Origin of the sequence: [Brevibacterium] flavum, assembly GCF_019317305.1 — a bacterium.
In the GTDB taxonomy this organism is placed as follows: domain Bacteria; phylum Actinomycetota; class Actinomycetes; order Mycobacteriales; family Mycobacteriaceae; genus Corynebacterium; species Corynebacterium glutamicum.
The window spans coordinates 1,026,491-1,051,769 of the sequence record NZ_CP079240.1 but is presented as its reverse complement, the minus strand read 5'-3'; the positions used below and the strand labels follow the sequence as shown (position 1 = coordinate 1,051,769).

The 25,279-nt window shown below is 54.8% G+C and carries 24 protein-coding genes and 1 pseudogene; 8 read left to right on the top strand and 17 right to left on the bottom strand.

What is annotated here, in order from left to right; genetic code table 11:
• The first annotated feature begins 18 nt into the window (after positions 1–18).
• Complete coding sequence (pth, locus tag KW808_RS05070; RefSeq protein WP_034983638.1) at positions 19–633, top strand: aminoacyl-tRNA hydrolase; 615 nt, start codon at positions 19–21, stop codon at positions 631–633.
• Here pth and urtE read toward each other — a convergent pair.
• The 5 genes from urtE to urtA are packed head-to-tail and all read right to left on the bottom strand — an operon-like array spanning position 630 to position 5,317.
• Positions 630–1,331 carry an urea ABC transporter ATP-binding subunit UrtE gene (urtE, locus tag KW808_RS05065; RefSeq protein ID WP_003860048.1) on the bottom strand — a complete coding sequence of 234 codons (702 nt, stop codon included), beginning with the start codon at positions 1,329–1,331 and terminating at the stop codon, positions 630–632. The genes pth and urtE overlap by 4 nt on opposite strands.
• A gap of 7 nt (positions 1,332–1,338) precedes the next feature.
• On the bottom strand, positions 1,339–2,067 hold the full coding sequence (gene urtD, locus KW808_RS05060) for an urea ABC transporter ATP-binding protein UrtD (protein ID WP_003860046.1): 729 nt from the start codon (positions 2,065–2,067) through the stop codon (positions 1,339–1,341).
• The gene (gene urtC, locus KW808_RS05055) at positions 2,064–3,152 is read right to left on the bottom strand and encodes an urea ABC transporter permease subunit UrtC (protein ID WP_003856682.1); all 1,089 of its coding nucleotides are present in this window, start codon (positions 3,150–3,152) and stop codon (positions 2,064–2,066) included. Before urtC ends, urtD begins: the two co-directional genes overlap by 4 nt.
• Positions 3,149–4,033: an urea ABC transporter permease subunit UrtB gene (urtB, locus tag KW808_RS05050; protein WP_003856680.1), complete on the bottom strand. Its 885-nt coding sequence runs from the start codon at positions 4,031–4,033 to the stop codon at positions 3,149–3,151. Before urtB ends, urtC begins: the two co-directional genes overlap by 4 nt.
• A gap of 12 nt (positions 4,034–4,045) precedes the next feature.
• A complete protein-coding gene (urtA, locus tag KW808_RS05045) occupies positions 4,046–5,317 on the bottom strand; it encodes an urea ABC transporter substrate-binding protein (RefSeq protein WP_003860043.1) in 1,272 nt (423 codons plus the stop codon).
• A 228-nt stretch (positions 5,318–5,545) separates the two neighbouring features.
• Between urtA and KW808_RS05040 the strand changes: the two genes are divergently transcribed.
• Complete coding sequence (locus KW808_RS05040; RefSeq protein WP_003860041.1) at positions 5,546–7,195, top strand: peptide chain release factor 3; 1,650 nt, start codon at positions 5,546–5,548, stop codon at positions 7,193–7,195.
• A gap of 209 nt (positions 7,196–7,404) precedes the next feature.
• Here KW808_RS05040 and KW808_RS05035 read toward each other — a convergent pair whose 3' ends face one another.
• Positions 7,405–8,220 (bottom strand): HNH endonuclease signature motif containing protein, encoded by an 816-nt coding sequence (locus KW808_RS05035; RefSeq protein ID WP_499652764.1) that lies wholly within the window; start codon positions 8,218–8,220, stop codon positions 7,405–7,407.
• Complete coding sequence (locus KW808_RS05030) at positions 8,196–8,963, bottom strand: hypothetical protein (RefSeq protein ID WP_499652761.1); 768 nt, start codon at positions 8,961–8,963, stop codon at positions 8,196–8,198. Before KW808_RS05030 ends, KW808_RS05035 begins: the two co-directional genes overlap by 25 nt.
• Before the next feature lie 290 nt (positions 8,964–9,253).
• On the opposite strand from KW808_RS05030, the gene KW808_RS05025 reads away from it, so the two are divergent.
• Entirely contained in the window at positions 9,254–9,769 is a 516-nt protein-coding gene (locus tag KW808_RS05025; protein ID WP_003859079.1) for a DUF2199 domain-containing protein, read from the top strand.
• Here KW808_RS05025 and KW808_RS05020 read toward each other — a convergent pair whose 3' ends face one another.
• Both KW808_RS05020 and rraA read right to left on the bottom strand, forming a co-directional pair.
• A complete protein-coding gene (locus KW808_RS05020; RefSeq protein ID WP_011013979.1) occupies positions 9,770–10,402 on the bottom strand; it encodes a hypothetical protein in 633 nt (210 codons plus the stop codon).
• Positions 10,403–10,581: 179 nt separating this feature from the next.
• Complete coding sequence (gene rraA / locus KW808_RS05015) at positions 10,582–11,088, bottom strand: ribonuclease E activity regulator RraA (protein WP_003858525.1); 507 nt, start codon at positions 11,086–11,088, stop codon at positions 10,582–10,584.
• 246 nt (positions 11,089–11,334) lie between these two features.
• On the opposite strand from rraA, the gene KW808_RS05010 reads away from it, so the two are divergent.
• Both KW808_RS05010 and KW808_RS05005 read left to right on the top strand, forming a co-directional pair.
• Positions 11,335–13,710: an MMPL family transporter gene (locus tag KW808_RS05010; RefSeq protein WP_003859086.1), complete on the top strand. Its 2,376-nt coding sequence runs from the start codon at positions 11,335–11,337 to the stop codon at positions 13,708–13,710.
• Positions 13,697–14,278, top strand: coding sequence for a TetR/AcrR family transcriptional regulator (locus KW808_RS05005; RefSeq protein ID WP_003859090.1), 582 nt, complete (start codon positions 13,697–13,699; stop codon positions 14,276–14,278). Before KW808_RS05010 ends, KW808_RS05005 begins: the two co-directional genes overlap by 14 nt.
• A 58-nt stretch (positions 14,279–14,336) precedes the next feature.
• Here the strand turns inward: KW808_RS05005 and mytF are convergent.
• A pseudogene (mytF, locus tag KW808_RS05000) lies at positions 14,337–15,788 on the bottom strand (mycoloyltransferase MytF).
• A gap of 126 nt (positions 15,789–15,914) precedes the next feature.
• On the opposite strand from mytF, the gene KW808_RS04995 reads away from it, so the two are divergent.
• Positions 15,915–17,111: a DUF6882 domain-containing protein gene (locus tag KW808_RS04995; RefSeq protein WP_034983635.1), complete on the top strand. Its 1,197-nt coding sequence runs from the start codon at positions 15,915–15,917 to the stop codon at positions 17,109–17,111.
• On the opposite strand, the gene KW808_RS04990 is transcribed toward KW808_RS04995, so the two are convergent.
• Positions 17,108–17,830 (bottom strand): hypothetical protein, encoded by a 723-nt coding sequence (locus KW808_RS04990; RefSeq protein ID WP_003858512.1) that lies wholly within the window; start codon positions 17,828–17,830, stop codon positions 17,108–17,110. The genes KW808_RS04995 and KW808_RS04990 overlap by 4 nt on opposite strands.
• 84 nt (positions 17,831–17,914) lie before the next feature.
• Positions 17,915–18,934: an enoyl-CoA hydratase/isomerase family protein gene (locus tag KW808_RS04985; protein WP_003861142.1), complete on the bottom strand. Its 1,020-nt coding sequence runs from the start codon at positions 18,932–18,934 to the stop codon at positions 17,915–17,917.
• Positions 18,935–19,037: 103 nt separating this feature from the next.
• Here KW808_RS04985 and KW808_RS04980 point away from each other — a divergent pair, with 103 nt between their 5' ends.
• The gene (locus KW808_RS04980) at positions 19,038–19,832 is read left to right on the top strand and encodes a Cof-type HAD-IIB family hydrolase (protein ID WP_003858506.1); all 795 of its coding nucleotides are present in this window, start codon (positions 19,038–19,040) and stop codon (positions 19,830–19,832) included.
• A gap of 416 nt (positions 19,833–20,248) precedes the next feature.
• Here KW808_RS04980 and ppk2 read toward each other — a convergent pair whose 3' ends face one another.
• From ppk2 to KW808_RS04965, 3 genes are all read right to left on the bottom strand, one after another.
• Positions 20,249–21,211, bottom strand: coding sequence for a polyphosphate kinase 2 (gene ppk2 / locus KW808_RS04975; protein ID WP_003861143.1), 963 nt, complete (start codon positions 21,209–21,211; stop codon positions 20,249–20,251).
• 122 nt (positions 21,212–21,333) lie between these two features.
• Positions 21,334–21,657 carry a putative quinol monooxygenase gene (locus tag KW808_RS04970; RefSeq protein ID WP_003861146.1) on the bottom strand — a complete coding sequence of 108 codons (324 nt, stop codon included), beginning with the start codon at positions 21,655–21,657 and terminating at the stop codon, positions 21,334–21,336.
• A gap of 65 nt (positions 21,658–21,722) precedes the next feature.
• On the bottom strand, positions 21,723–22,046 hold the full coding sequence (locus tag KW808_RS04965) for a putative quinol monooxygenase (RefSeq protein WP_020948541.1): 324 nt from the start codon (positions 22,044–22,046) through the stop codon (positions 21,723–21,725).
• An 88-nt stretch (positions 22,047–22,134) separates the two neighbouring features.
• Between KW808_RS04965 and KW808_RS04960 the strand changes: the two genes are divergently transcribed.
• Positions 22,135–22,617: a peroxiredoxin family protein gene (locus KW808_RS04960; protein WP_003861148.1), complete on the top strand. Its 483-nt coding sequence runs from the start codon at positions 22,135–22,137 to the stop codon at positions 22,615–22,617.
• On the opposite strand, the gene KW808_RS04955 is transcribed toward KW808_RS04960, so the two are convergent.
• The gene (locus KW808_RS04955; protein WP_003861150.1) at positions 22,614–23,408 is read right to left on the bottom strand and encodes a pyridoxal kinase; all 795 of its coding nucleotides are present in this window, start codon (positions 23,406–23,408) and stop codon (positions 22,614–22,616) included. The genes KW808_RS04960 and KW808_RS04955 overlap by 4 nt on opposite strands.
• A 3-nt stretch (positions 23,409–23,411) precedes the next feature.
• Positions 23,412–25,247, bottom strand: coding sequence for an ABC-F family ATP-binding cassette domain-containing protein (locus KW808_RS04950; protein ID WP_003861152.1), 1,836 nt, complete (start codon positions 25,245–25,247; stop codon positions 23,412–23,414).
• Between the last annotated feature and the right edge of the window lie 32 nt (positions 25,248–25,279).

The window sequence follows — 25,279 nt, the reverse complement described above, 5'->3', positions numbered from 1 at the left end:
AGGCGCGCCTGCCATAGGATGACTTCCGTGAGTTTTTTGTCTAAAATCCAAGCACTGTTTGCCCCCAAGCCTGAACTTCCCGCCGCCAAATGGCTGGTCGTGGGCCTGGGCAACCCCGGCGCCAAGTACGAATCCACCCGGCACAACGTCGGTTACATGTGCCAAGACATGCTTATCGACGCCCACCAGCAGCAGCCCCTCACCCCCGCCACGGGCTACAAGGCCCTAACAACGCAGCTCGCGCCAGAGGTGCTCGCCGTTCGATCCACCACTTTTATGAACCACTCCGGCCAAGGTGTCGCACCCATCGCCGCAGCGTTGGGTATCCCAGCAGAGCGCATCATCGTGATCCACGACGAGCTCGATCTGCCCGCTGGAAAAGTACGCCTGAAAAAAGGAGGAAACGAAAACGGTCACAACGGCCTGAAATCCCTCACGGAAGAACTCGGCACCAGAGACTACCTGCGCGTCCGCATCGGCATTTCACGACCACCAGCAGGAATGGCCGTGCCCGACTACGTTTTGGAACCAGTCGATCACGACCAACCAGGCATTGAGCTGGCCGCCGAGGCAGTGGATTTGCTGCTGGCCCAGGGATTATCTGCTGCGCAAAACGGTATCCACAGCCGCTAGATTGCTAGAGATTCCCGCACTTTAGTCTGCTTCTCTGCGGTGGTTTCAGCGCCTTGTCCCGATTCCACGACCTGACCACGCGCCACAATGGCGTAGCTTGTTGCAGCATCCAATGCAAAACCAATGTTTTGCTCCACCAGGACAATGCTCATGCCGTCCTTAGCCAAATCGATGATGGTCTGCTGAATTTCAGCGACCACCGAAGGCTGAATACCCTCGGTGGGTTCGTCGAGAAGCAAAAGCTTTGGCGCCGTGATCAGCGCGCGGGCGATGGCGAGCTGCTGACGCTGACCACCCGACAACAGGCCGGCTTGGCGGTCCAGCACCTGGGTCAGCGCCGGAAAGCGATCAAGCGCCTCCGCGATGCGTGCCTTGCCCACACGACCCTGCAGATCCGCCACCACCTGCAAATTTTCCATGCAACTAAGCTGCGTAAAAGACTGCTGACCCTGCGGCACATAAGCCATCCCGCGCTTTACTCGCTCATGCGTGGACAACGAGGTGACATCCTGTCCAAAAAGTTTGACCGTTCCCGAAGTCGGCTTAATCAGGCCCACTGCGGTTCGCAGCAATGTAGATTTACCAGCGCCATTGTGGCCAAGGATCGACAGGATGCCGTTGCTGCTCGTGGAGATTGAAAGAGAATGAAGTACCTGCGTGCGGCCATAACCTGCACACAAATTAGTGATTTCCAACATGACTAACTCACTTCCCTGCCGTACCTAAATAAATAGACTGCACATCCGGATTCGCCTGAATCTCATCGACCGACCCCTCACACAAGATCGTGCCGCGATTCATCACAGTGACGCGAGTGGCAAAACGACGCATGAACTCCATATCGTGCTCCACCACCAACACCACCCGTCCCCGCGCAACCCTCTGCAAAAGCTCACCCGTTGCGACACGCTCCTCCTCACTCATGCCCGCCACCGGCTCATCCAGCATGAGCACCTGCGCATCCTGCACCAGCAACATCGCAATTTCCAGCCACTGCTTCTGCCCATGCGACAAGGTTCCCGCCTGAGCATTCACCAGATCCGCAAGACCCGTGACCTCCAGGGCGTGTTCAATTCGGGAATCAACCCGATGACGCACCCCGAGAAGCGCCCGCAACGGACGATGAATCCCGCACGCAATATCCAGATTCTGCAACACAGACAATTCTTCAAACACGCTGGCGGTCTGAAACGTTCGCCCCACACCCATCCGAGCAATGCGGTGCACAGGGGTTCCTAGAATCTCAGTGCCATCCAACTGCACTGATCCCTGCCCCGGCGCCAACCCGCTGATCGCGTCAATGCAGGTGGTTTTACCTGCACCGTTGGCACCGATGAGGAAGTGGACGTGACCGGGCAGCACCTGAAAACTAATCTCATTCACGGCGATGAACGACCCGAAAGCGACTTTGAGGTTGGTGATTTTAAGGCTCATGAGGTGGCCTTTCTGGCCTTCCTGGCCTTGTTTTTGAGCGCGGAAAGTTTAATTGAAGCAATTCCGCCCGGCAGCAACACGATCACGAGAACCAGGATTGCGCCCTGGAAATAGGACCACATGCTGGGGAAAGTTTGAGCAAGTGTGGATTCCACCCAGCCCAGTACCAGCGCGCCAACTACGGGACCGAATAGGGATGCCCTGCCACCAGCGGCGACGGCGATCACGAACACGATTGATGGCACCACGCCGATTTCTGCGGGTGAAATGATGCCCACGATCGGCACGAACAGCGCTCCGGCGATTCCGGCAATCATCGCAGCAATGACATATGCGGCGGTTTTGATCAATGCGGGATCATATCCTAGGAATCGGACGCGTTCTTCTGCATCTCTGGTGGCCACGAGCAGTTCTCCATAGCGGCTGCGCATGAGCCAATATGAGATAGCCACCAAAGCCAAGAGAACTCCCACTGCGGTGAAGTAAAACATGATGCGGTTAATGGGGTCGTAGACGGCAAAACCCATGAACGATCGAAATCCGGAAAGACCATTGGAACCTCCAAGGGAATCTTGTTGTCCGACCAGCAACACCACGACAGCTGCGGCGAGCGCTTGGTTCACGATGGCAAAGTAGGCGCCTTTGATGCGTCGTTTGAAAATGGAGAAGCCGAGCACAAAAGCCACGATGCCGGGAAGCGCCACAACTGCGATGAGTGCGACTGCCGGGTTGGCAAAAATGGACCACCATTGCGGAACTGTGGTCCCAAAAATCTGCGAATCGCTGTACAGCATGTGCATGGCCATGATGTACGCGCCGATGCCAAAGAACACGCCCTGCCCCAGCGTGAGCATGCCGCCTCTGCCCCACGCCAGCCCGATGCCGACTGCGACGATCGCATAACACACCAAGCGCGACATCAACGTCAGCTGGAATGTGGATAAAAAGAGCGGGGCGCACAGCAATACCGCAGCGAGCGCGGCCAGGCCCAACGCCGCAGTGCGCAGCGTGGGAGCATTTACGACGCTAAGTTTCGGCGTAGTTTTCTTCTTTGCGGGCTTCTTCAGCTTGAGTTGAGTGCTCATACGAGGCTCCTAGTTTGGGTTTGGAAGAGTCCTTGAGGCCTAAACTGCAGGAAGGCAACAACAGCGATGAGCACGATGAACTTCGCGATGCTCGCACCTGTCGTATATTCCACGAATGCTTGAGTAATTCCCAGCACAAAAGCCATGATCACAGCGCCCTTCACCCGGCCGATGCCACCGGCGGCAACAACAAGGAAGGCATCCACGATGTAGTTCTGACCGATGGTGGGGCCGGTCGCGCCAATCAATGTGATAGCTACCCCGGCGATTCCGGCAAGACCGGAGCCCACAAAGAACGTCATTCGGTCAGTAGCTCGGGTATCAATACCTGCGGTTTCCGCGAGGTCGCGGTTCAGAACCACGGCGCGGATGCGTCGGCCCCAGGCAGTGCGATTTAGGAACACAGCTAGTGCAGTCACTGATGCGATGGCCAGCGCCAGGATGAATAGTCGCGCGGTCGGCACCAAGACGCCTAGAACTTCGACGTTTCCGCGGAGAAATTCCGGTGCCCTGACATCCACTGCGGGAGCTCCGAAAATGTTTCGGGCCAGCTGCTGAAGGATCAAACCGACGCCGAATGTGGCCAGCAGCGTGTCTAGTGGCCTGTGATAAAGATACTTCAGCAGGAATTGTTCGAGGAGAACTCCGAAAAGCCCACCGATAATAAAGGCCAGCGGAATGCTGATCAGTAGGGATAAACCGGCAGAACCGACGACCAGCTGCACCACATATGCGGTGTATGCGCCGACCATGATGAACTCTCCGTGCGCCATATTAATAACGCCCATCTGTCCAAAGGTCAGTGACAATCCCACTGCGACCAATAGAAGGACCGATCCAACTGAAAGCCCGGCTACGAGCTGATTGAGTAAAATGTCCATGATTTTTATCTCTTAGGAAGTCGCAGCGGTGGTCTTGGCCCAGTCATAGGAAGACAGGTATGGGTCCGGATCAACTGGGGAATCGGTTTCCCAAATGGTGTCGATCAATCCATCCGGGCGGATTCGGCCGATGCGCGGTGTTTTGGAGATGTGGTGGTTATCGCCGTCAACCACCACGGTTCCTTCTGGTGCATCAAAAGTGGTTCCGTCGGCGGCTGCTTGAATTGCGGCGACATCAAAGGAATCGGCCTTCTCTACCATTTCTTTCCAGAGGTAGAGGCTAGTGTAAGCAGCTTCCATCGGGTCAGAGGTCACTTTGTCCTGGCCGTAGAGGTCCTTGAAATTCTCCACGAAGGTCTCGTTTTCTGGGGTGTCGATGGTTTGGTAGTAGTCCCACGCCACCAGCTGGCCCTCAATATTTGCGGTGCCGATGCCTCCGACTTCTTCTTCCGCAATGGATACTGACATCACCGGAAGGGTGTCTGCATTGAAGCCGAGACTGTTGTACTGGCGGAAGAACGCCACGTTGGAATCGCCATTCAAAGTGTTGAACACGGCATCTGCGTTGGAGTCACGCATGCGGTTGGCGATGGTGGTGAAGTCGGTGGATCCCAACGGCGCGTAGTCTTCGCCGACGATTTCCATACCATTGGCTTCGGCGTAGTCCTTGATGATGGAATTTGCAGTGCGTGGGAAAACATAATCGGAACCGACAAGGAAAAGGCGGTTCAGGCCGTTTTCACGCAGGTAATCAAGAGCCGGGATGATCTGCTGGTTGGTGGTGGCGCCGGTGTAGAAAATATTCGGCGAGGATTCCATGCCCTCGTACTGCACCGGGTAGAACAGCAGGGAGTTGTTGCCCTCAAAGACGGGGAGCATTGCTTTGCGGGAGGCGGAGGTCCATCCACCAAACACGGCTGCAACGCATTCCTGCTGGATGAGGCGTTGGGAGCGCTCGGCGAAGGTGGCGGGTTCGCTGGCGCCGTCTTCTTCAGAGATCTCCAACTGCTTGCCCAAAACGCCGCCGGCTGCGTTGATTTCATCGGCTGCCATGTGCAGGGATTGGTTCACCGTGGTTTCAGAGATAGCCATCGTGCCGGACAGGGAGTTGATGAAGCCGATTTTGATGGAGTCGCCGGATGTATCCACACAGGAAGCTGCGGTGTTGCTCGCGGTTCCATCTGCGGAGGTTGCATCCACTGCGCGGGTGCATGATGCCAGGGCAAAAGCCATCGCGGTGACTGCGGTGACGGTGAATGCTTGTTTAACGATTGGACGGGACATGAATACCTCCGAAGTTAAGGTTTCTATAGCTCTATAGTTTTTAGAGTTTCTGTCAGCCTATAGGTAGTGGTTTTTGAGCTTAAATGTAGTGACGTGTCTTACATTTCAGCCACCCCCGAATTAAGGGAAGTGGCAAAAAACGTCGACAAGCAGGCAACGCCGGCGTACAACTTCGCTGAGCTGGGGCGACTATGGCCCAGCGCCCACAACCCGCTATTCTTAATACCCATGAGCAACGCCAATCCCGACACCACCGCCGCCGAGGCACATCGCCGCAGAACATTCGCCGTAATCGCACACCCCGACGCCGGTAAATCCACCCTCACCGAGGCATTGGCGCTGCATGCACACATCATCTCCGAAGCCGGCGCCACCCACGGCAAAGCAGGCCGCAAAGCCACCGTTTCCGACTGGATGGAAATGGAAAAAGACCGCGGCATCTCCATCGCCTCCTCCGCACTCCAATTCGAGTACGCACCAGAAGGCCACGAAGGCGAGCCCTTCATGATCAACCTCGTGGACACCCCAGGCCACGCCGACTTCTCCGAAGACACCTACCGCGTCCTCATGGCCGTCGACGCAGCAGTCATGCTTATCGACGCCGCCAAAGGCCTCGAACCCCAAACCCTCCAGCTCTTCCGCGTCTGCAAAGCCCGCGGCCTGCCAATCATCACCGTGATCAACAAATGGGACCGCGTCGGCCGCACCCCACTCGAGCTCGTCGACGAAATCGTCAAAGAAATCGAACTCCAACCGACCCCACTGTTCTGGCCAGTTGGTGAAGCCGGCGACTTCCGCGGCCTAGCCCGCATCAACAACGACGGCGAAGCCGAAGAATACATCCACTTCACCCGCACCGCCGGCGGCTCCACCATTGCCCCCGAAGACTTCTACACCCCAGAAGAAGCCATCGAACGCGAAGGCGACGTCTGGGAAAACGCCACCGAAGAAGCAGAACTCCTCGCAGCCGACGGCGCCGTCCACGACCAGGAACTCTTCCTCAACTGCACCACCTCCCCACTGATCTTCGCCTCCGCGATGCTCAACTTCGGCGTCCACCAAATCCTGGACACCCTCTGCCAACTCGCACCATCCCCCGCCGGCCGCGACGCAGACCCCAAAGCCCTCGAAGCCGCCACCTCCGCAATGGACGACCACCGCGACACCACCGACGACTTCTCCGGCATCGTCTTCAAAGTCCAAGCCGGCATGGACAAAAACCACCGCGATACCCTCGCCTTCATGCGCGTCGTCTCCGGCGAATTCGACCGCGGCATGCAAGTCACCCACTCCCAATCCGGCCGCAGCTTCTCCACCAAATACGCCCTCACCGTCTTCGGCCGCACCCGCTCTACCGTCGAAACCGCCTTCCCCGGCGACATCGTCGGCCTCGTCAACGCCGGCGCCCTCGCACCAGGCGACACCATCTTCGAAGGCCGAAAAATCCAATACCCACCAATGCCAAAATTCGCGCCAGAACACTTCCGCATCCTGCGCGCCAAATCACTCGGCAAATACAAACAGTTCCGCAAAGCCCTCGAGCAGCTGGACTCCGAAGGTGTCGTCCAGATCCTCAAGAACGACCTGCGTGGCGACGCCAACCCAGTCATGGCCGCCGTCGGCCCAATGCAGTTCGAAGTGATGCAAGCCCGCATGGAAGTCGAATACAACGTCGAAACCGTCGCCGATCCGATTCCATACTCCGTCGCCCGCCGCACCACCGCCGAAACCGCACCGGAACTGGCGAAGCAGCGCGGCGTGGAAATCTTCACCCGCACCGACGGCGAACTGATCGCCCTGTTCAGCGACAAGTGGCGCCTATCCTTCATCGAGAAGGAGCACCCTGATTTCGTGCTGGAGTCGCTGGTAGCTGAGTAATTAACTGGGCGGCTTTGGTGGCTTGGGCTGCTTGGGATTTTTGCTTGTCGACGTCAGGTTGCAGGTGGCCCGGGCCCGGCTGGCCAGTTCGGGGTGTGCTGGCTTGTCGGTATGTTGATGCAGGGCATGGGTGTGTGCCCGGTATCAGACACACTGGGGCGACTGACAACAGGCACAACAACATGACAACAACTCAGCAATAACAAGAGCTAGAACAACCGGCCCTCATCACCAGGATCCGGCTCAGGACCAGGTGGATCCGGCGGGCCCGGCGGTTCCGGTGGCGGGCCATGATGCTTACGCCTCGCCCACGCACCACCGGAACGATCAGCAGCAGCCGACCGGTTAAACACCGGCCCCTCACCACCCACTGGGTAGTGACCTACTCTGCCAGTAACGGGATCGCGGTCCATAAACCCTTTACCATTGACCCCACTGCGAGTGTCATCGTTGCGGGGGTGGTGATTAAAACACTGATGTGTGAGGTTGACGAGGTTGGTCAACCCACCCCGAATCCAGGGATCTAAATGATGAACCTCGCACTCTAACTGCGGGCGATCACAATTCGGGGCCGAGCACACCAACTCAGAAGCAAACAACGCGATGCGTTGGGTGAGGTTGGCTGAGCGTTGCATCCTATTGACATTGAGCGGCTGCCCGGTGGCTCCATCCAACAACACGGCAAAGTCGTATTTCGCGGCGATGAGATTCATGATCTCCGCCAGGTTCAACGAATAGCCTGTGTTCGTGGGGTACAGCTTATTCAATATGCTCCCATCGCCATGATCACCGTGGTTGATCTCGTCAAGATCATCGGTGGTCATGGAGATGATGATGCTGGCTGTTCCACCACGAGCTGGGGTGACAATACCGTGGTTGTAGATCTCCATGATGTGATGCAACGCATCCGCATGGCGTTGCCCGCGGGTGCGCATATCTTCTGCTGCTGGGGTATCGACGAGGTTGCCGCGTTTTGCTAGTGGTGCGGTATTCGCGGTGATCAGCGCTGCAGTGGCAGCAGGCACGAGGCGCTGATGCGGACCATGTTGTCGGCATCGGGTTTACCTACCGAGAGGTAGCGCCTTTTCATGGCGGTGATGGGGTTGGGGTTGTTTTTATTGGCGGTGGTGACGTGGTGGCGTAGCCACGTGCGGAGGTCTTCTGGGGTGCGCCAGATCGCTTGACTCAGGGCTTGGGTGCGTAGCTCCTCGGCGCTGGGTGTGGTATTCGGGTTGAGGCGGGCGAGTTCGTCGGTGATGATGGCGTGTTTTTCCGCGCTGATCCGTGGCCCACGAGGCTTATCACCATCATCATCGGGCTTGCCTTTCCCATCGTCAGGGTTCGGTTCAGGGTCGGGGTCATCGTCGCCGGAGTCGTCATCACCCGGTCCGCCGTCAGGACCGGCGTCGGGATTGCCACCATTACCGCCGTTGCCAGATCCAGAGTTTGGCTTCGGTATGGGGTAGAGGGAGTGGGCGAGATTGATGCGGTGGTGGGCGCGTGCTTTGGATAGGCCGAAGGTGGTGGTGAGGTAGTCGATGAGGTGGGTGGAGCCAATGGTGTGGGCGGCGTTGGTGCGTTCGGCGAGGGCTGTGGTTTGGGCGGCGATGGTGGCGTGGTGGTTGATGGTGTGTTCTAGGGCGATGAGGTCGGGCTCAATGGCCTTGTATTGGTCTGGGGTGACACCATGGTCAAGCATGCTGGCCAAATGGTTGTCGATGGCGTTGAGTGCTGTGGTCAGTGCTTGGACGTGTGTGGTGATGCTCATGGTGTCTTCCCCCTTTCCCGTTTAGTTCCCCGTGCTAATACCAACCACCATACCCGCTCACACTTTCGAACGCAAGGGTGATATTCAAACACTTATTCAAAATCTGATCGCACTAGAGTTACGCCCAATCCTTCCCTAAATCTCTCCAATCTTCCAGGTCAAAGAGAGTTATCCACAGGTAACGCGTACCTCAAAATAGTTATCCACAACGGCAGGCACCTCAAAGCGCCACTCTCCCCCATTCCCTCCTAGCCTATGGGTGTCTCACACTCTAAATTTAAGGAGAAATCATGAAACCTGGCCATTTCTACTGCGAACACTGCGGCGTTGCACACTTCGGAGCACCTGCACTTAACCTCAAGCTCCCCGACCCCGTTATAGAGGCTCAATCGCGCGGACATCGAGTTTCTACAGGATCATCGGTGTGCCAAATTTTGAACCCGAAACCGAAGCGTCATTTCATCAAATCAAACATCGAAATCCCCATCGATGGAGGTAAGAAGAAGCTCGATTATGGAGGTTGGGTTGAGGTGGAACACTCTGACCTCATGACATATCTGAATTATCGCAATGTGATGAAAAAGGTTCGCATCCCAGGATTCTTGGCAAGCAAATTCCCAGGCCTCGAAGACTCTTATGGGACGCCAGTTCTTTTAACTGTGAAGCATGAAGACTATTACCCGCATTTCCAGCCACTCGAAGAATCCTCGAGCATGTACCAAGACTTCCACAAAGGAATTTCCTCGAGGGAAGCTGACCTTCGAATCAATAGTTGGCTACTAGTGACTCATGAGTACATGCGCTAGTTACAGGATCGAAGTAATGCCCATTATGCACAGAACCAGTGACACGAGATAGCCCGACCATTTGGTGACTCTCTCTTTATTTTGACCAATCAGTTCAAACAACCTACCAACAGGACTTTCAGGGTATTTGCGAACCATTCCAACGAGAATTGCCACGATAATCGGCAGACTCAGAGCCAAGGTCGCATAGACCACAAGTCCGCCATACCTAATTTCTGGACTGAAATTGCCAACGCTCAAATATCCAAGCCCTGCATAAAAAGGTACAGATGTCGCTGACTGAACGATTCCAAGGATCAATCCGGCTCCAACAGTTTTCCAACTAGGAGTTTTTACTGGCGCTAGGAATCCATCAAGCTTTCTAGTGCTGTCGGTTTTAGAAACCAGTGTCGCAACGAAGGAAACGATGCCAGTTACAAGAAGGATGACTCCGAACCAGATTGAATCCAAAAAGCCCTGAACTAAATCCTCTAGTCCATCAAAAACGAGCATCACCAAAATACTGAGGAGGAAAACGCCAAGCCAATCGCCGGCAACCAGTAGCGTGGCGATTGGCCCATATTTACCCTTGCGAGGCAGCAAAGCAGCAATAGCGACGATTATGCCAATGAGCAGGACATTTACGGAGTCCATTAATGCAAAACTCACGGCATGAAACAATTGGGACACCTTTGATCGACAGCAGTTTTCAACTCAAGCAGGGACATAAAAGTCGGGTTGCCTAGATGTTTCGACATTACCCTTGCTTAAAGAATCGACCACAATCCCCGATTGCGTTACTGCGCCGTCAAAACAAACACCGTCAAAACAAGTTACTGCTTAATTGGCGCCTCGGTGACGATAATTCCGTCAGAGTCCGCGTAGACGTAATGGCCAGGAATGAAGTCAATGCCACCAATCGATACCACTACGTCTCGTTCGCCGGAACCAGTTTTAGTGGATTTCCGCGGGTTGGTTCCAAGGGCTTTACAACCAAAGGTCATGGTGCCGATGACTGCGGAGTCTCGAATTGCTCCGTTGACAATTACTCCGGACCAACCATGATCTTTTCCAAGTCCTGCAATGATGTCGCCAACTAGCGCGGTGTGCACGGATGCGTCGCCGTCGATAACCAGCACTCCCCCAGGATTATCCTCGCTCAGGATGGATTTCAGGAGGGCGTTGTCTTGGAAGCATTTCACGGTGGTTATTGTTCCGTGGAATTCTGTGGCACCTCCAAGGTTTTGAAACTGAGTGTCGCATGATTGCGCGTTGTCGCCGATGATGTCTACGAGGTCTGCGGTGGCAATGAATTCTGGAGCACTTTGAGTCATGCCCACAGCATAGAACTAAAACAGTATGCTTGTCCTGCTAAATGTGAGTTTTTAAGAGATTCATCCCACATAATTATGAAAAAACCAGATTGCCCACAAATTAGTCTTCGAACTTTAATCAACACCACACCCAAAGCTAAACTTGCACTCGTTGTGCAAAATTACATTCAGGCTGAAAGATTCCTAAAGGGACTCCGTCCGAATAATTGGAAAGCCCAGAAGAACAGTCAACTCCTAGATTAAAGGATAATCGTGGCGAAATTCCTGTATAAGTTAGGCTCCACGGCCTATCAAAAGAAATGGCCGTTTCTTGCGGTCTGGCTCGTGATTCTCATAGGTATCACGGCGCTGGCGGGGCTGTATGCCAAGCCAACGTCGAGTAGCTTCTCTATCCCTGGTCTTGATTCTGTCACGACCATGGAGAAGATGCAGGAGCGTTTCCCTGGTTCGGATGATGCAACATCGGCTCCCACTGGTTCTGTCGTCATTCAGGCACCGGAAGGCAAGACCCTCACTGATCCTGAGGTTGAGGCTGAAATAAACCAGATGCTTGATGAGGTTCGGGCGACTGGTGTGCTGAAGGATGCTGATTCCGTTGTGGATCCTGTGTTGGCTGCGCAGGGTGTGGCTGCTCAGATGACCCCAGCCCTGGAGGCTCAGGGTGTACCAGCGGAGAAGATCGCCGCAGATATTGAGTCGATTAGTCCACTGAGTGCAGATGAGACTACCGGCATCATCTCGATGACTTTTGATGCAGATTCCGCCATGGATGTATCCGCAGAGGATCGTGAGAAGGTCACCAATATTCTTAATGAATACGATGACGGCGATCTGACTGTTGTCTACAACGGCAACGTGTTTGGCGCAGCTGCAACCAGCTTGGACATGACCTCTGAGCTCATCGGCCTGCTGGTGGCTGCGGTCGTTCTTATCGTGACCTTCGGTTCGTTCATCGCTGCCGGTATGCCGCTGATCTCTGCAATCATTGGTGTCGGAATCGGCATCATGGGCATTCAGTTAGCCACGGCGTTTACTGATTCGGTCAATGACATGACTCCTACCCTGGCGTCGATGATTGGTCTGGCTGTCGGTATCGACTACGCGCTGTTCATCGTGTCCCGTTTCCGCAATGAGTTGATTTCTCAGACTGGCGCTAATGATCTCGAGCCAAAGGAATTGGCTGAGCGTCTGCGCACCATGCCGTTGGCTGCTCGTGCGCATGCGATGGGAATGGCTGTGGGCACTGCGGGTTCTGCGGTTGTATTCGCGGGTACCACGGTGCTGATCGCTCTGGTTGCTCTGTCGATCATTAATATTCCATTCCTAACCGTGATGGCCATTGCTGCTGCAATCACCGTTGCCATCGCAGTTCTGGTTGCTCTGTCCTTCCTCCCAGCTCTGCTTGGCCTGCTTGGCACTCGCATCTTCGCAGCACGCGTGCCTGGACCTAAGGTTCCGGATCCTGAGGACGAGAAGCCAACGATGGGTCTGAAGTGGGTCCGCCTTGTGCGCAAGATGCCGGTGGCTTACCTGCTGGTTGGCGTCGTTTTGCTTGGTGCAATCGCAATTCCTGCGACCAATATGCGCCTGGCCATGCCGACTGATGGCACCTCCACGCTGGGCACCGCGCCGCGCACGGCGTATGACATGACGGCAGATGCGTTCGGCCCGGGCCGCAACGCGCCCATGATTGCGCTTATCGACGCAACCGACGTCCCTGAGGAAGAACGCCCATTGGTGTTTGGACAGGCGGTGGAGCAATTCTTGAACACTGATGGTGTGAAGAATGCTCAGATCACTCAGACCACGGAGAATTTCGATACCGCGCAGATCCTGATTACCCCAGAATTTGATGCGATCGATGAGCGCACCTCTGAAACTCTCGCAACTCTTCGTGCAGATGCTGAGACCTTCGCTGATGACACCGGCGCGACGTATGGCATTACTGGCGTCACCCCAATTTACGATGACATCTCTGCTCGCCTCGGCGACGTCCTGGTTCCTTACGTTCTGATCGTTTTGGTTCTAGCGTTCCTCGTGCTGTTGCTCGTGTTCCGGTCCATTTGGGTTCCATTGATCGCGGCTCTGGGCTTTGGCTTGTCAGTTCTGGCTACCTTTGGTGCTACCGTGGCGATCTTCCAAGAAGGTGCTTTCGGCATCATCGACGATCCTCAGCCACTGCTGTCCTTCTTGCCGATCATGCTCATCGGCCTGGTATTTGGTCTGGCCATGGATTACCAGATCTTCCTCGTTACTCGTATGCGTGAGGGCTTCACCAAGGGCAAGACTGCGGGCAACGCAACGTCGAATGGTTTCAAGCACGGTGCCCGCGTGGTCACTGCTGCGGCGCTGATCATGGTGTCTGTGTTCGCGGCATTCATAGCGCAGGACATGGCGTTTATTAAGACCATGGGCTTTGCTCTGGCCGTTGCTGTGTTCTTCGATGCCTTCGTTGTTCGCATGATGATTATCCCTGCAACAATGTTCCTGCTTGATGACAAGGCTTGGTGGCTACCTAAGTGGTTGGATAAGATTCTTCCCAACGTTGATGTTGAAGGTGAGGGTCTTAGTGAACTACATGAGGCTCGCACCGAGGAACTGAAGGAAAATGTAGGTGTCGGGGCTTAGAGAAACAAAAAAGGCTGCTACGCGGACAGCATTGTCACGTGCTGCTGCGGAGATCGCCTTGATGGAAGGCCCTGAGGCGTTCACGGTTGCGGCCATTGCAGCTGCAGCCGGGGTCTCCCCCCGGACTTTTCATAACTACTTCCCTTCTCGGGAAGACGCATTGGTGCAATTTGTGGTCATTCGCGTTCAGGAACTCACGGATCAGCTATACGAGTTTCCTACAAGCGTGCCCCCACGAGATGCCATTGAACAATTGGTGATCAACCAATTGCGGGATGGCGATGACGCTATGGATTCTTTCAGCGCAATGTTTCGAATCGGTGAGATCCTTGAAAATCTTGACCCCATCAAGTGTGTTATCGATAAGGAGCGACTCATTGCTCCGTTGCTTGAGTTCATGGTTGAACGTGACAAAGACCTTGACAAGTTCGATGCGGCAACTCTGATCCATTTGCATGCAGCGGCAATTGCAACCTCGCTGCATACGTTTTACCAAGCTCCCGAGCCCCGGGACATAGAAGATGGAGTCGCATTGATCCGTCGGGCATGCGCCTGGATTAAGAAATAAAAATTGTGGTGTGTGAACCTCCCCCAAACCTCCCCCAAGATTCACACACCACAATTTTTTATTCGTAGAAGCTTCCTGTTGATTGGCTTGATCCGGAGCTTCCTGCAAGGAACTCTCGGACGCTGCTGCCTTCACTGGATCCAGAGCTTCCCGCTACGCTGCCGATAACGGTGCCAAGACTCACATCAGACGACAGCTCAGAAGAAGACTCACTAGAGGACACACCGTTAGGGTTATAGATCGGGATCGGACCACCATCAAGCCCGAAGCCCTGCATCATCAACGGGAAGAAGCGGTGGAGCGCTTCGTTCCAGTAATCCCAGGCGTGGGTTCCGGTTGGTCGGAAATCATAGTTAATGTTGTCAATGCCCATTTGATCAGTCGCAGCCTTAAGATTATGGGTGCAGGTGTTGGACATAGCTTCGATTTCAAATCCGACCAGAACGCGGTTTTTGAACGCATCCTCATCAATCGGTGCGTTGTCACCGATGACATCTAGTTCAGAGAACACACCGGAACCGGCGAAGATGTAGAGGTTGTCTTGTTCTTCCAGCTTCGCGGCGTTGAGCAACGGATCGTTGTAGCGGGAGTAATCACTGTCTACTTCACCAAAGATTTGCTCAGGCACGACATTGCCGTTGTAGGCGGTGGCTGCGATGCCACGGCGTCCCATCCAGGAGTTGGTTTCGGCACATCCAGAAAATGAGCCGACAGAGGAATAAAAGTTGGGGTCATGCGTCGCAAAGTTCAGCACCGATCCCCCGGACATGGACATGCCGACGATGCTGCGTTGCCCGTTTGCGCCGATGGCCGCTTCTAGCGGCTCGGGTAGTTCGTGCATGAGGAATGTTTCCCACTGTTGCGCACCACCCATGGATTCGCTTTCGCCTGCCCAGTCAGCGTAGAAACTAAAAGATCCGAGCATGGGCATGATGAGGTTGATGTTGTTGTCGCTGGTTAATTCCTCAAGGTCGGTGCGGGTGACCCAGTTTTGGCCGCCTTAGCCACCGTCGCCGCCGCCGAGTGCGTAGACCGTTGGGCCAGGCACGGTGTTGTCTTCTGGCACGACCCAGACTAGAGGAATGGTGCGTCCCATTGATGGCGAGTACGCGTTGATTTGGCGGATGCGATCACCGTCAACGCCGACGAATCGCTCAAGGCGCGCAAGAACTTCTGGCTCCATGTCGATGGTTGCTTTGGGTAGGTCGTCTTTGCCGAGGGGGTAGCGCGGATCGGTGTACTGCGGGAGTGCGGAGGTCACGACGCCAGATGAGGCGGTGGCATCTGATGAGCCCCAGCTGGTTAGTTTGCTTCCGAAGTAGGGAAGATTGGATAACCCTTCGGGACGATCCTTGATGTCGTCGATCGGGTTGTAGTTCATGTTTGGATCCATGCCGTAGTCAAATGCAGAGTCTTGAGCTGCTGCGATGCCGGTGCCTGTCAGTACAGTTCCGAATCCGATTGAACTAGCAACCGCTACCGAGAGGACGCGGGAAATTCCTTTACGCACTGTTAACTCTTCCTTTTTCCTATGCATTATTTTGGGCATGCACTTGTCATATCTTCACAGACGTATGGTTTTGTAACAACCTCCCCCAAAATCCCTAAAGTTTCCCCGGTGCATATCCTTAAAGGTATGGAAATTCCGCTGCCCACATCCCTTATCGATGTCATCACTGATGGTGCCCTCGGCCAAACCTGCATTGATCAGGCATTTGCTGCCCAATTGGGGCGAGTTACTGGTGTCGAATTCAACCTTTCTGACGATAAAACCGCGGCTGAAGTGAGGATCAATAAGGCGTCGGGGAGTCCTTTTGATACCACCGGTGAAGTCATTGCGTGGATTAATAATCAGGAATTTGAGTGGGTCAGCTCGCGCGGTGAGGATTTGGGACTGCCTGAATTGCAGGGCATTCAGCCGCTCAACGATGATCTGATCACCGCCGCACGTACGCTGTATAGCAATGCGCCGGCGTTCATCGCCCCGCTGCGCGATGGTCGCAGGGCGTTGGTTGCGATCAATCACACGCCAAAACTGGTTGATATCCGTCGCACGCTCATCGAAGGCCTGCAGGCGCTGAAGCCTGGAACTGACCTCAAACGGGCATTGACTTCATTTGCTGCATTCTGCGAACTGGGCATCCGATTCGATGACAACCGCATCTCCTTCAGCGATGGCACCTCACTGTTGCTTCGTGGCGGCAAAGTCATCGAAATCGCAGGCGGGCTGAGCTTGCGCGACGTACGCGCGGATGCGGCGTTCATGTCCGCTGAGCATCAATTGCTTTTCGACGCCATCTCATCGTCTCACAACGTCACCTTTGACCCACACACCAACGTGGCGACCGTGGCAAACGAACACCAAGTTCACGCCATCCCCCTTGCTGTTATCGACGGCACGCGTTGGGTATGGACATGGTCTTTAAAAGAACTCAATGGTCAAGCAACTGAAGGCCTTGGCCGCTTTGGTTTCGATAACGGCCTACTACTGCTCACCAATGCAGAGATCCTTGCTGAGGAAGCCACCGCATTCAACCTGATTGATGTGGCTAAACAGGTGCTCAACACTTGGACGCACACCATCGTGCAGCAACCTGATGGCACCAGAATTGTCCTGCTGCTGGATCATCCTCGGCTGCAGCTTCCGCCAGCATCACATGCAGCTGTTGAGGCCACGCTGTATCACCAGCTACCAGGCGATATTGATGCCCGCCGCGCGGTGGCGTCCTATGCAGCTCACCGACAGCTTCCTTTTGATGGCTACGCACTCACCGTTGAGGGCCAACAAGTCGGCGTGACTTTTGACGGCGAGCATTTAACAAAGGTGGGCTAGTTTTCTAGCAAAACCCAACCGACGATGGCCAGCGCAGGCAGCACCATCACTGCGATGAGCAGCCACGCTCCCCCGCGCGCCATGTTGATGACGGTCGTGTGGCCATCATCGAGTTCCACGAAAACTCGTTTGTCTGAAGCATCGTGGTAGATCATGCCCCATTTCAGTTCGGAATCATCTTCCCGAATTGGAATGGCACGATCAATCGCCACCTGGCCGCGACGCAAGGAAATCATCAACGCCCAAGCCAACACCGACACAGCGATGATGTAAACGGCCATCTCAAGATGCGTGGTGGCACCTGGGCCGTTGAGTCTTAGCGATGAGATGCTCAAAATCGCTGCGAGGAAGAAACTAAACCAGCCGATACAGCTTTGAATATTGTTCAAAAACGCCCAACGCCGAGCAATCTGAATGGCAGATGCATCCGGGTGATCGGACGCGAGGTTCTTGGACTGCGCGGAAATCAGCAGCGAAATACCTAAAGAAATCACCAGAACCAGCACTGCACCGGCAATGACTCTGGCAATGAGTGTTTCCCGGCTCATCGGGGGTGCATACGATCCACCCAGCGCGACAAGCCCACTGTTGACTCTTTCGGGCATTTTGTTGGGCACGAGGGTGAGCATCGTTATTGCTGCCACCACATCAAATATGATGACCCCAACAATTCCCAGGTACCAAGTCCAAGGAACGGCGATCTTGCCCAGCGGCTTCACTGCCCTACCCTTCTTCAAGCATTGTGCAAACATGGCCCCATCCACCGAAAGGGCCATTGCTACGCTATCAAAAGTTTGGCGGTTTTATGAACTGTGCTGGAACAAGGTCACAAAATGTGACTCATCAACATCTTCGTAGTTGGCTGGGGAGAAGGCTGCATTGCGGTCTTTATCAACCAACACTGCACGCACACCTTCAGCAAAATCAGGCTGGCGGATCATATAAAGAGACATCGCCAATTCATTGTCCAAGCCTTCACGCAGAGTGGTCGCCTCACTGTTTTGATGCATCAGCTTCACGGTAGCCACCACCGATGCCGGTGCTGCCGACGCCATCAGCTCATCCACCTTGGCAACAAATTCAGCATCGGGGTGAGACCGGAGGGAGGCGTCGATAAGCGCCCAAGAGCTGTGCCCAAAGGTCTCCTCAATCTGGCTGGCGACGCCGGCCAACTCGCTGCTGCCCGTAGGTTGCGTGGAGAATTTCTCCAGCGCGCCATCAAGCGACTCGTTCAAGACCGCATCAATGAACCCCTGCGCATCCTCAACAAAATGCGTTGCGACGCCAGCCCACAGCATATCGGCAGGGCTCATGCGCCACCCGGTCACCGCCAAAAATGTGGCGATGGCCAGCGACGATGCACGCTGACCGAAATAAGTAAAGCCCACATCGGGAACATAGCCGATCGCCATCTCAGGCATCGACGCGAACGCTTTTTCCGTGACGATCCGGTGCGATCCATGCATGGAAATTCCCATTCCGCCACCCATCGCGACGCCGTTGATCACAGAAATGACCGGCTTCGGATAGGTTCCCAACGTGTTGTTCATCGCGAACTCATCGATGAAATACTTATCGCCGGCCGCAACATCGCCCTCCAACACGCTCTCACGGACCGCGCGCACATCACCGCCGGCACAAAATGCACGCTCCGAGGATGAGTAAATGAGAACCTGCTGCACCTGATCATCATCAGCCCAAGTGGTTAGAGCTTCCTGAACGAGATCGATCATTTCCTGATTAAGAGAATTGAGCGCTTCGGGACGATTAAGCTCCACCATACCGGTGGAATTCTGGACAAAAGTGTTCACTACGTTAGACATGAGAACCAGTGTGGCACATCACAGGAAATCTTCGCGGGTGTTTAGACAACCCGGATGTGACAGAATGGGCGATCAAGACATAATCGGAAAGGAATCCAAACAAATGGACTTTCGCCTCGTCGCGACAGACATGGACGGCACACTTTTAAACACCCACCACGAAGTCCCAGAGAAATTTTGGGACATCCTGGAACAAATGCGTGCCAAAGGAATCGCCTTCGCACCAGCCAGCGGGCGCCAATTAGCCACCTTGCAAAAACAATTCGGGCACGCCGGTGAACCCATTTCTTACATCGCAGAAAACGGCACCGTGGTAGTCCACGACGGCGAAATTATCTCCCTGACCACCATCGACTCCGACACCGTACACTCCATCATCGATGCCGTGCGCGCATCCGACATCGATATGGGAGTAGTGGTCTGCCGACCAGAACGCGCCTACGTCGAACGCAACGACGAAGCTTTCCGCGCCGAAGGCCTGAAATACTACGTCTCCATCGAGGAAGTCCAAGACCTCCACGAAGCAGTCAACAATGAAGTAATCAAGGTAGCGATCTTTACATTCCAAGATGCCGAAAAGGACTGTGCCCCCATCATCCGCGCAGCCTCCCCCAACGCCAACGTTGTTGTCTCCGGCCAGCACTGGGTCGATGTCATGGATCCTTCAGCCAACAAGGGCCAAGCTTTGGCTGCTCTCCGCGATGCCCTCGGATTGGAAGAATCCCAAACTCTCGTGTTTGGCGACTACCTCAACGACACTGAATTGATCAAGGCCGCCGGCAAGTCTTACGCCATGTCCAATGCCCACCCGGACATTTTAGAATTGGCCGACGAAATTGCACCATCCAACATTGAAGAGGGCGTTATTGTGGTGCTGGAGAAGTTGCTTAACGGTTAACGATTACAGGCAGCGGGTTCAGGCGAAATGGTTAGGATCCACCACAGATCCGTCGATTCTTGGGCGGTGTGGTGAGTCCTTGTCCTGGAACCTTGCAGGAGACTTTCAGAAAGTAGCTTTTGAGGCTTAAGGCCTGGCGAACCGCAAAAATCCGCCCCCGGACCGCAGCAAATGTCCAATTTCAATCGAAAATTTGCTCTAATAGATCCCTATTATGCAAATATTTGTTCGATTTTAGAACTCGCCAGCGATTCGTGACGAGAAGTTGATCAGTAATCCTGTAGCAACTGTTCAGGAATCACTTGTGCCCCACCAGCCTCAAAATGGAGCCCTTCCAGAATCACTTTTAAGCGCCTGAACGAGCCCCACCCACACTGAAGTCCTATTTGGGGCTTTTCAACCCCTTAAAAGGCGTTCTATTTCTTGGACTTCTTCTTGCCTTTCCCTCCGGAAGACTTCTTCTTATCCGAGTTCTTTCCTGCAGCCTTAGCTGGCTTCTTTGCTTTCTTGGCTTTTTCTTCTTTCTTGATGCGCTCTTCTTCCAAGTGTGCTGCCACATCTGGAACATAACGGAACTCATCGCGAGGGGGACGTACATAATCAGATTCAGAATCTGGGCGATGAGGGATTTCCGGCAATGGACGATCGATCTTCTCATAAGGAATCGTCGAGAGCAGATGCGAAATGACGTTGATGCGGGAACGCTTCTTGTCCTCAGATTCCACCGTGTACCACGGTGCTGACGGGATGTCCGTGTGGATGAACATCTCATCTTTTGCGCGTGAGTAATCTTCCCAGCGGGTGATCGATTGTAAATCCATTGGCGACAACTTCCACCGGCGCAGCGGATCGCTCAGGCGGTCTTCGAAACGCTCAATCTGCTCTTCATCAGATACAGAGAACCAGTATTTACGCAGGTGAATGCCATCTTCCACCAACAGGCGTTCAAAGATTGGTGCCTGGTGAAGGAATCGGCGGTACTCCTGGGAGGTGCAAAATCCCATGACGCGCTCGACTCCTGCACGGTTGTACCAGGAGCGGTCAAAGATAACGATCTCACCAGCAGTCGGCAATTTTTCGATGTAGCGCTGGAAATACCACTGCCCTTTTTCCCGAGAGTTTGGGGTGGGCAGCGCTTCGATCCTTGCGGACCGGGGGTTGAGGTACTGCGTAATGCGCTTGATCGCAGAACCTTTACCAGCGGCGTCGCGGCCTTCCATGACGATGACCACGCGCGCACCGGTTTCCACAACCCATTGTTGCAAATCGACGAGTTCGGCTTGAAGTCTTTTTAGTTCTTGTTCATAAGCCTTTTTATCCAGCTTTGACGGATTTTTCCGGAAGTCTGGGAGATTTTGACCGTCTTTTTTCTTTCGCATGTTTTAAGCGTACAAGGTCAATGGTCAGAGATTAACAAAAAGTTAATATTCCCTGCATTAAAACATGCAAAAAGCCTTGTCGCTAAAGTCTTTCCGCTAGCAACAAAGCTTTTACGGGCTCCTTAGTAGACGGTGAAATCGCTGAAACGTTCCCAATCCTTCTTCTTGGAAAACTCACTCTGAATAATCATTGGAGTTTGTTGCAGCAACGGTGGAAGTGTTTCTTGAGCTCGCAAGAAGTGCTCGCTCTTCTTATGTTCCGCCGCACCTTCATCCGTCCACACACCAATTACAAGGTACTCGCCTGGGTAATCGGTGTTGCGGAACCAATCAAAGTAGAGACAGCCTTCCTCTGTCCTGGTTGACTCAGTGAATTTGTCGACTGTGTAGCGGAATGTATCCACGTACTTAGCCTTGGGCTTGAAGCGAATGTTGACGATATGCATAACTTAAGCTTACTTCGTTTCACAAAACTTTGACCCAAAATTAGCCAACCAGCAAAGGTCATATTTTAGTTGACTGCGAACTCTGCCATGCGGTCCCACTCAGTCTTGCCCTCGATAAGGGTGTTGATGATCTCTGGGGTCTCAGACAGGATGGTTGGGAACAGCTCACAGGCCGCCTTGAAGTGGTCGCTGTTGACGTGAGCTTCGGCAGCGTCGTCCTGGAATGCTTCGATGAGGATGAACTCGTTTGGGTTGTCGGTGTTAATTGACCAATCGAAGAAGATGTTGCCTTCTTCTGCACGGGTCTTTTCCGTAAACTCCGCTACCTGCTCGCGGAAGGTGTCTACATATTCTGGCAATGGCTTGAATTTCACATTAATCAAAATCACGACCACCACTGTACCGATCTTGTTTAGCCAGTTCAGACTAGGCTGGGAACCAGTGACCCCGCACACATTTCATGAAGGGAGTTCAACCATGAGTTCGCTCGATAATGCCCCACTGCTGGAATTGGATATTCAGGAATGGGTAAACCACGAAGGCTTGAGCAATGAGGACCTGCGCGGCAAGGTTGTGGTGGTGGAGGTGTTTCAGATGCTGTGTCCTGGATGTGTGAATCACGGTGTCCCTCAGGCTCAAAAAATCCACCGCATGATTGATGAATCCCAAGTGCAAGTCATCGGGCTGCACAGCGTGTTTGAGCACCATGATGTGATGACGCCTGAGGCTTTGAAAGTGTTCATCGATGAGTTTGGGATCAAGTTCCCCGTGGCAGTGGATATGCCGAGGGAAGGCCAGCGGATTCCTTCGACGATGAAAAAGTATCGTTTGGAAGGTACACCCAGCATCATTTTGGCTGATCGAAAAGGGCGGATTCGTCAGGTGCAGTTCGGGCAGGTTGATGATTTCGTGCTGGGGTTGCTGCTCGGTAGTTTGCTGTCAGAAACGGACGAAACCTAGAGCGCTTTGGTCTGCAGGCCGGCGCAGACGGTGTTGGATGCGTGGGTGGCGGCGTCGATAAGCGAAAAATCTTTATGCAGGGCGGCGATTAATGCTGCGGCGTAGACGTCGCCTGCCCCTTTGGCCGTGGTATCGACTGTGGCAGAGGCGATTTCCTGGACGCTGTCACGGGTGACGATGCGGGTGACGGTGGTGCCCATAGTTTCAGTGGCGCTGGTGATGATGATCCACTCGCCAAACGGGCCGAGCAGCGAGCGCGGATCGCCGGAGCCAACCATGTGGGAGAGCTCGAAAGCATTTGGAATGATTCCGGTAGCCAGAGGGCATAAGTCCTGGCAGATGGCGGTTGCGATCTCGTCGGCGACATAAATTCCCACGTCACTGTCCCCCATTATGGGATCCACCACGATGCGCACATGCGGGTGGGTTTCGCGGATTTTCTGCAGCCACGCAGCGACCACACGCACCTGAGATGCAGAGGCAAAATAGCCGGTGGAAATGGTGGAAACCTCATCGATAATCCCCAGATCCACCAGGTCTTGCAGCGCGTCGGCGAGCCATTGGTCCGACATCGGCTGGCGGTGAGAACTGGCATAACGCGGCATGGAACTTAACACCACGGTGGGGACAGCGACCACGCGGAGGCCTTCGTTGTGCATCACCGGAATGGCAGCGCTGAGCCCCACGGAACCATAAACCACCTGGCTGCCGATCATCACCACATCGGCGCGACGCTGGACAAACTCCAGCTGCGCGCGCTGCTCTAAAATCTCCTCGCCTGCCGACGGCATGAACTAGCCCTCGATTTCCTCACCGAGTTCCAGCCACTGCATTTCCAGCTCGCCGTGTTCTTCCTGCACAGCGCGAAGCTTGGTGTCCAGCTCGGTGAGCTTTATGGTGTCCATGGCCTCCGCTGCATCAGCGAGCTGCTGATTAAGCTTGTCCATTTGCTGGTCAAGCTTGCCCATTTTGCGCTCCAGGGCGTTCATTTCCTTGGTGATGCGGTGGCGTTCTTGGGAGGAAATTCCGGAACTTTCCACAGAAGTGGCAGCCTGCTCTGTTGCAGCAGAAAAGGTTCCAGCCTGCGTGGCCGCACCCAAGTTCAGCACTCCACTGTCTTCGGCGGCGGCCATCGCTGCTCGTCGCTGCAGGTACTCTTCAATTCCGCCTGGCAGGTTGGTGAGCTTGCCATCGCCGAAGAGTGCCCAGGTGGAGTCGGTGACGCGTTCGATGAGGTAACGGTCGTGGGAGATAACCACCATGGTGCCTGGCCATCCGTCGAGGAGGGATTCCAGCTCTTGGAGGGTGTCAATGTCCAGGTCATTGGTGGGCTCGTCGAGGAGCAGCACGTTTGGTTCGGCCATGAGCACGCGGGTGAGTTGGAGTCGGCGGCGTTCACCACCGGACAGGTCACCAACTGGGGTGCGTTGCCTCTTGGGTGAAAATCCGAGGCGTTCAGCTAGTTGGGAAGCGGAGACCTGCTTGTCGCCCATCATCACGTAGGAAGCAACATCTTCAACGCAGTCAATGAGGCGGCGGCTGAGGTCTAGGTCATCGAGTTCCTGGCGGAGCCATCCCAGTTTGACGGTTTGGCCTTCGATGCGTTTGCCTGCCTGAAGTGGGTGCTCGCCGGCAAGGGTGCGCAGCAGGGTGGTTTTGCCGGAGCCGTTGACGCCGACAAGACCGATACGCTCGCCTGGAGCCAAACGCCAGGTGAGGTCTTCTACCAGGATGCGATCATCCGGAGTTGCAACTGTGGCGTCTTCAAGTTCAATGACAACGCGGCCTTGCCTGGACTTAGAAAATGCCATGAGCTCGACTTTGTCGCGTGGTGCTGGCACGTCTGCGATCAAGGCTTCGGCGGCTTCGATGCGGTATCGAGGCTTGGAGGTTCGTGCTGGTGCACCGCGGCGCAGCCATGCGAGTTCTTTACGCGCGAGGTTTTGGCGGCGCTGCTCAATGGCATCTGCTTGGCGGGCGCGTTCGGCGCGGGCGAAGGTCCAGTCGTTGTAGCCGCCTTCGTAGGAATCCACCACGCCGTCGTGAACTTCCCAGGTGGTGGTGGCAATTGTGTCGAGGAACCAGCGATCGTGTGTGACCACAACAATGGCGATGCGGCGTGACAGCAGGTAGGACGCCAACCATTGCACGCCTTCCACGTCGAGGTGGTTGGTGGGCTCGTCGAGCACGATCAGGTCAAGGTCGCGAACCAGCGCGGCGGCCAGGTTGGTGCGTCGGCGCTCGCCCCCGGAAAGGTTGCCCACTTTGGTGTCGAGGCCAAGATCGACAATGCCCAAGCCACCGAGGACGTCGCGCACCGTGGCGTTTGATGCCCATTCGAAAACTTCCAAACCCAAAGGTCCAAGCACCACGTCAGCGACGGTGTCGTCATCATTGAGTTCAGCACGCTGCGTCACCACAGCCATGCGCAGGTCAGAGTTGTGAGACACACGGCCCTGATCCGGCTTTTCGATGCCAGTGAGTACTTCCAGCAGGGTGGTTTTTCCGCCGCCATTGAGGCCGACGACGCCAATGCGGTCGCCGGTTTGAACACCTAAGGAGACACCGTCGAGAAGCGTTTTTAATCCCCAGGTTTTGGAGACGTTCTCGAGATTAATCAGATTGGCCATTGTGGTTTTTCTTCGACTCCGATACTTAAGTT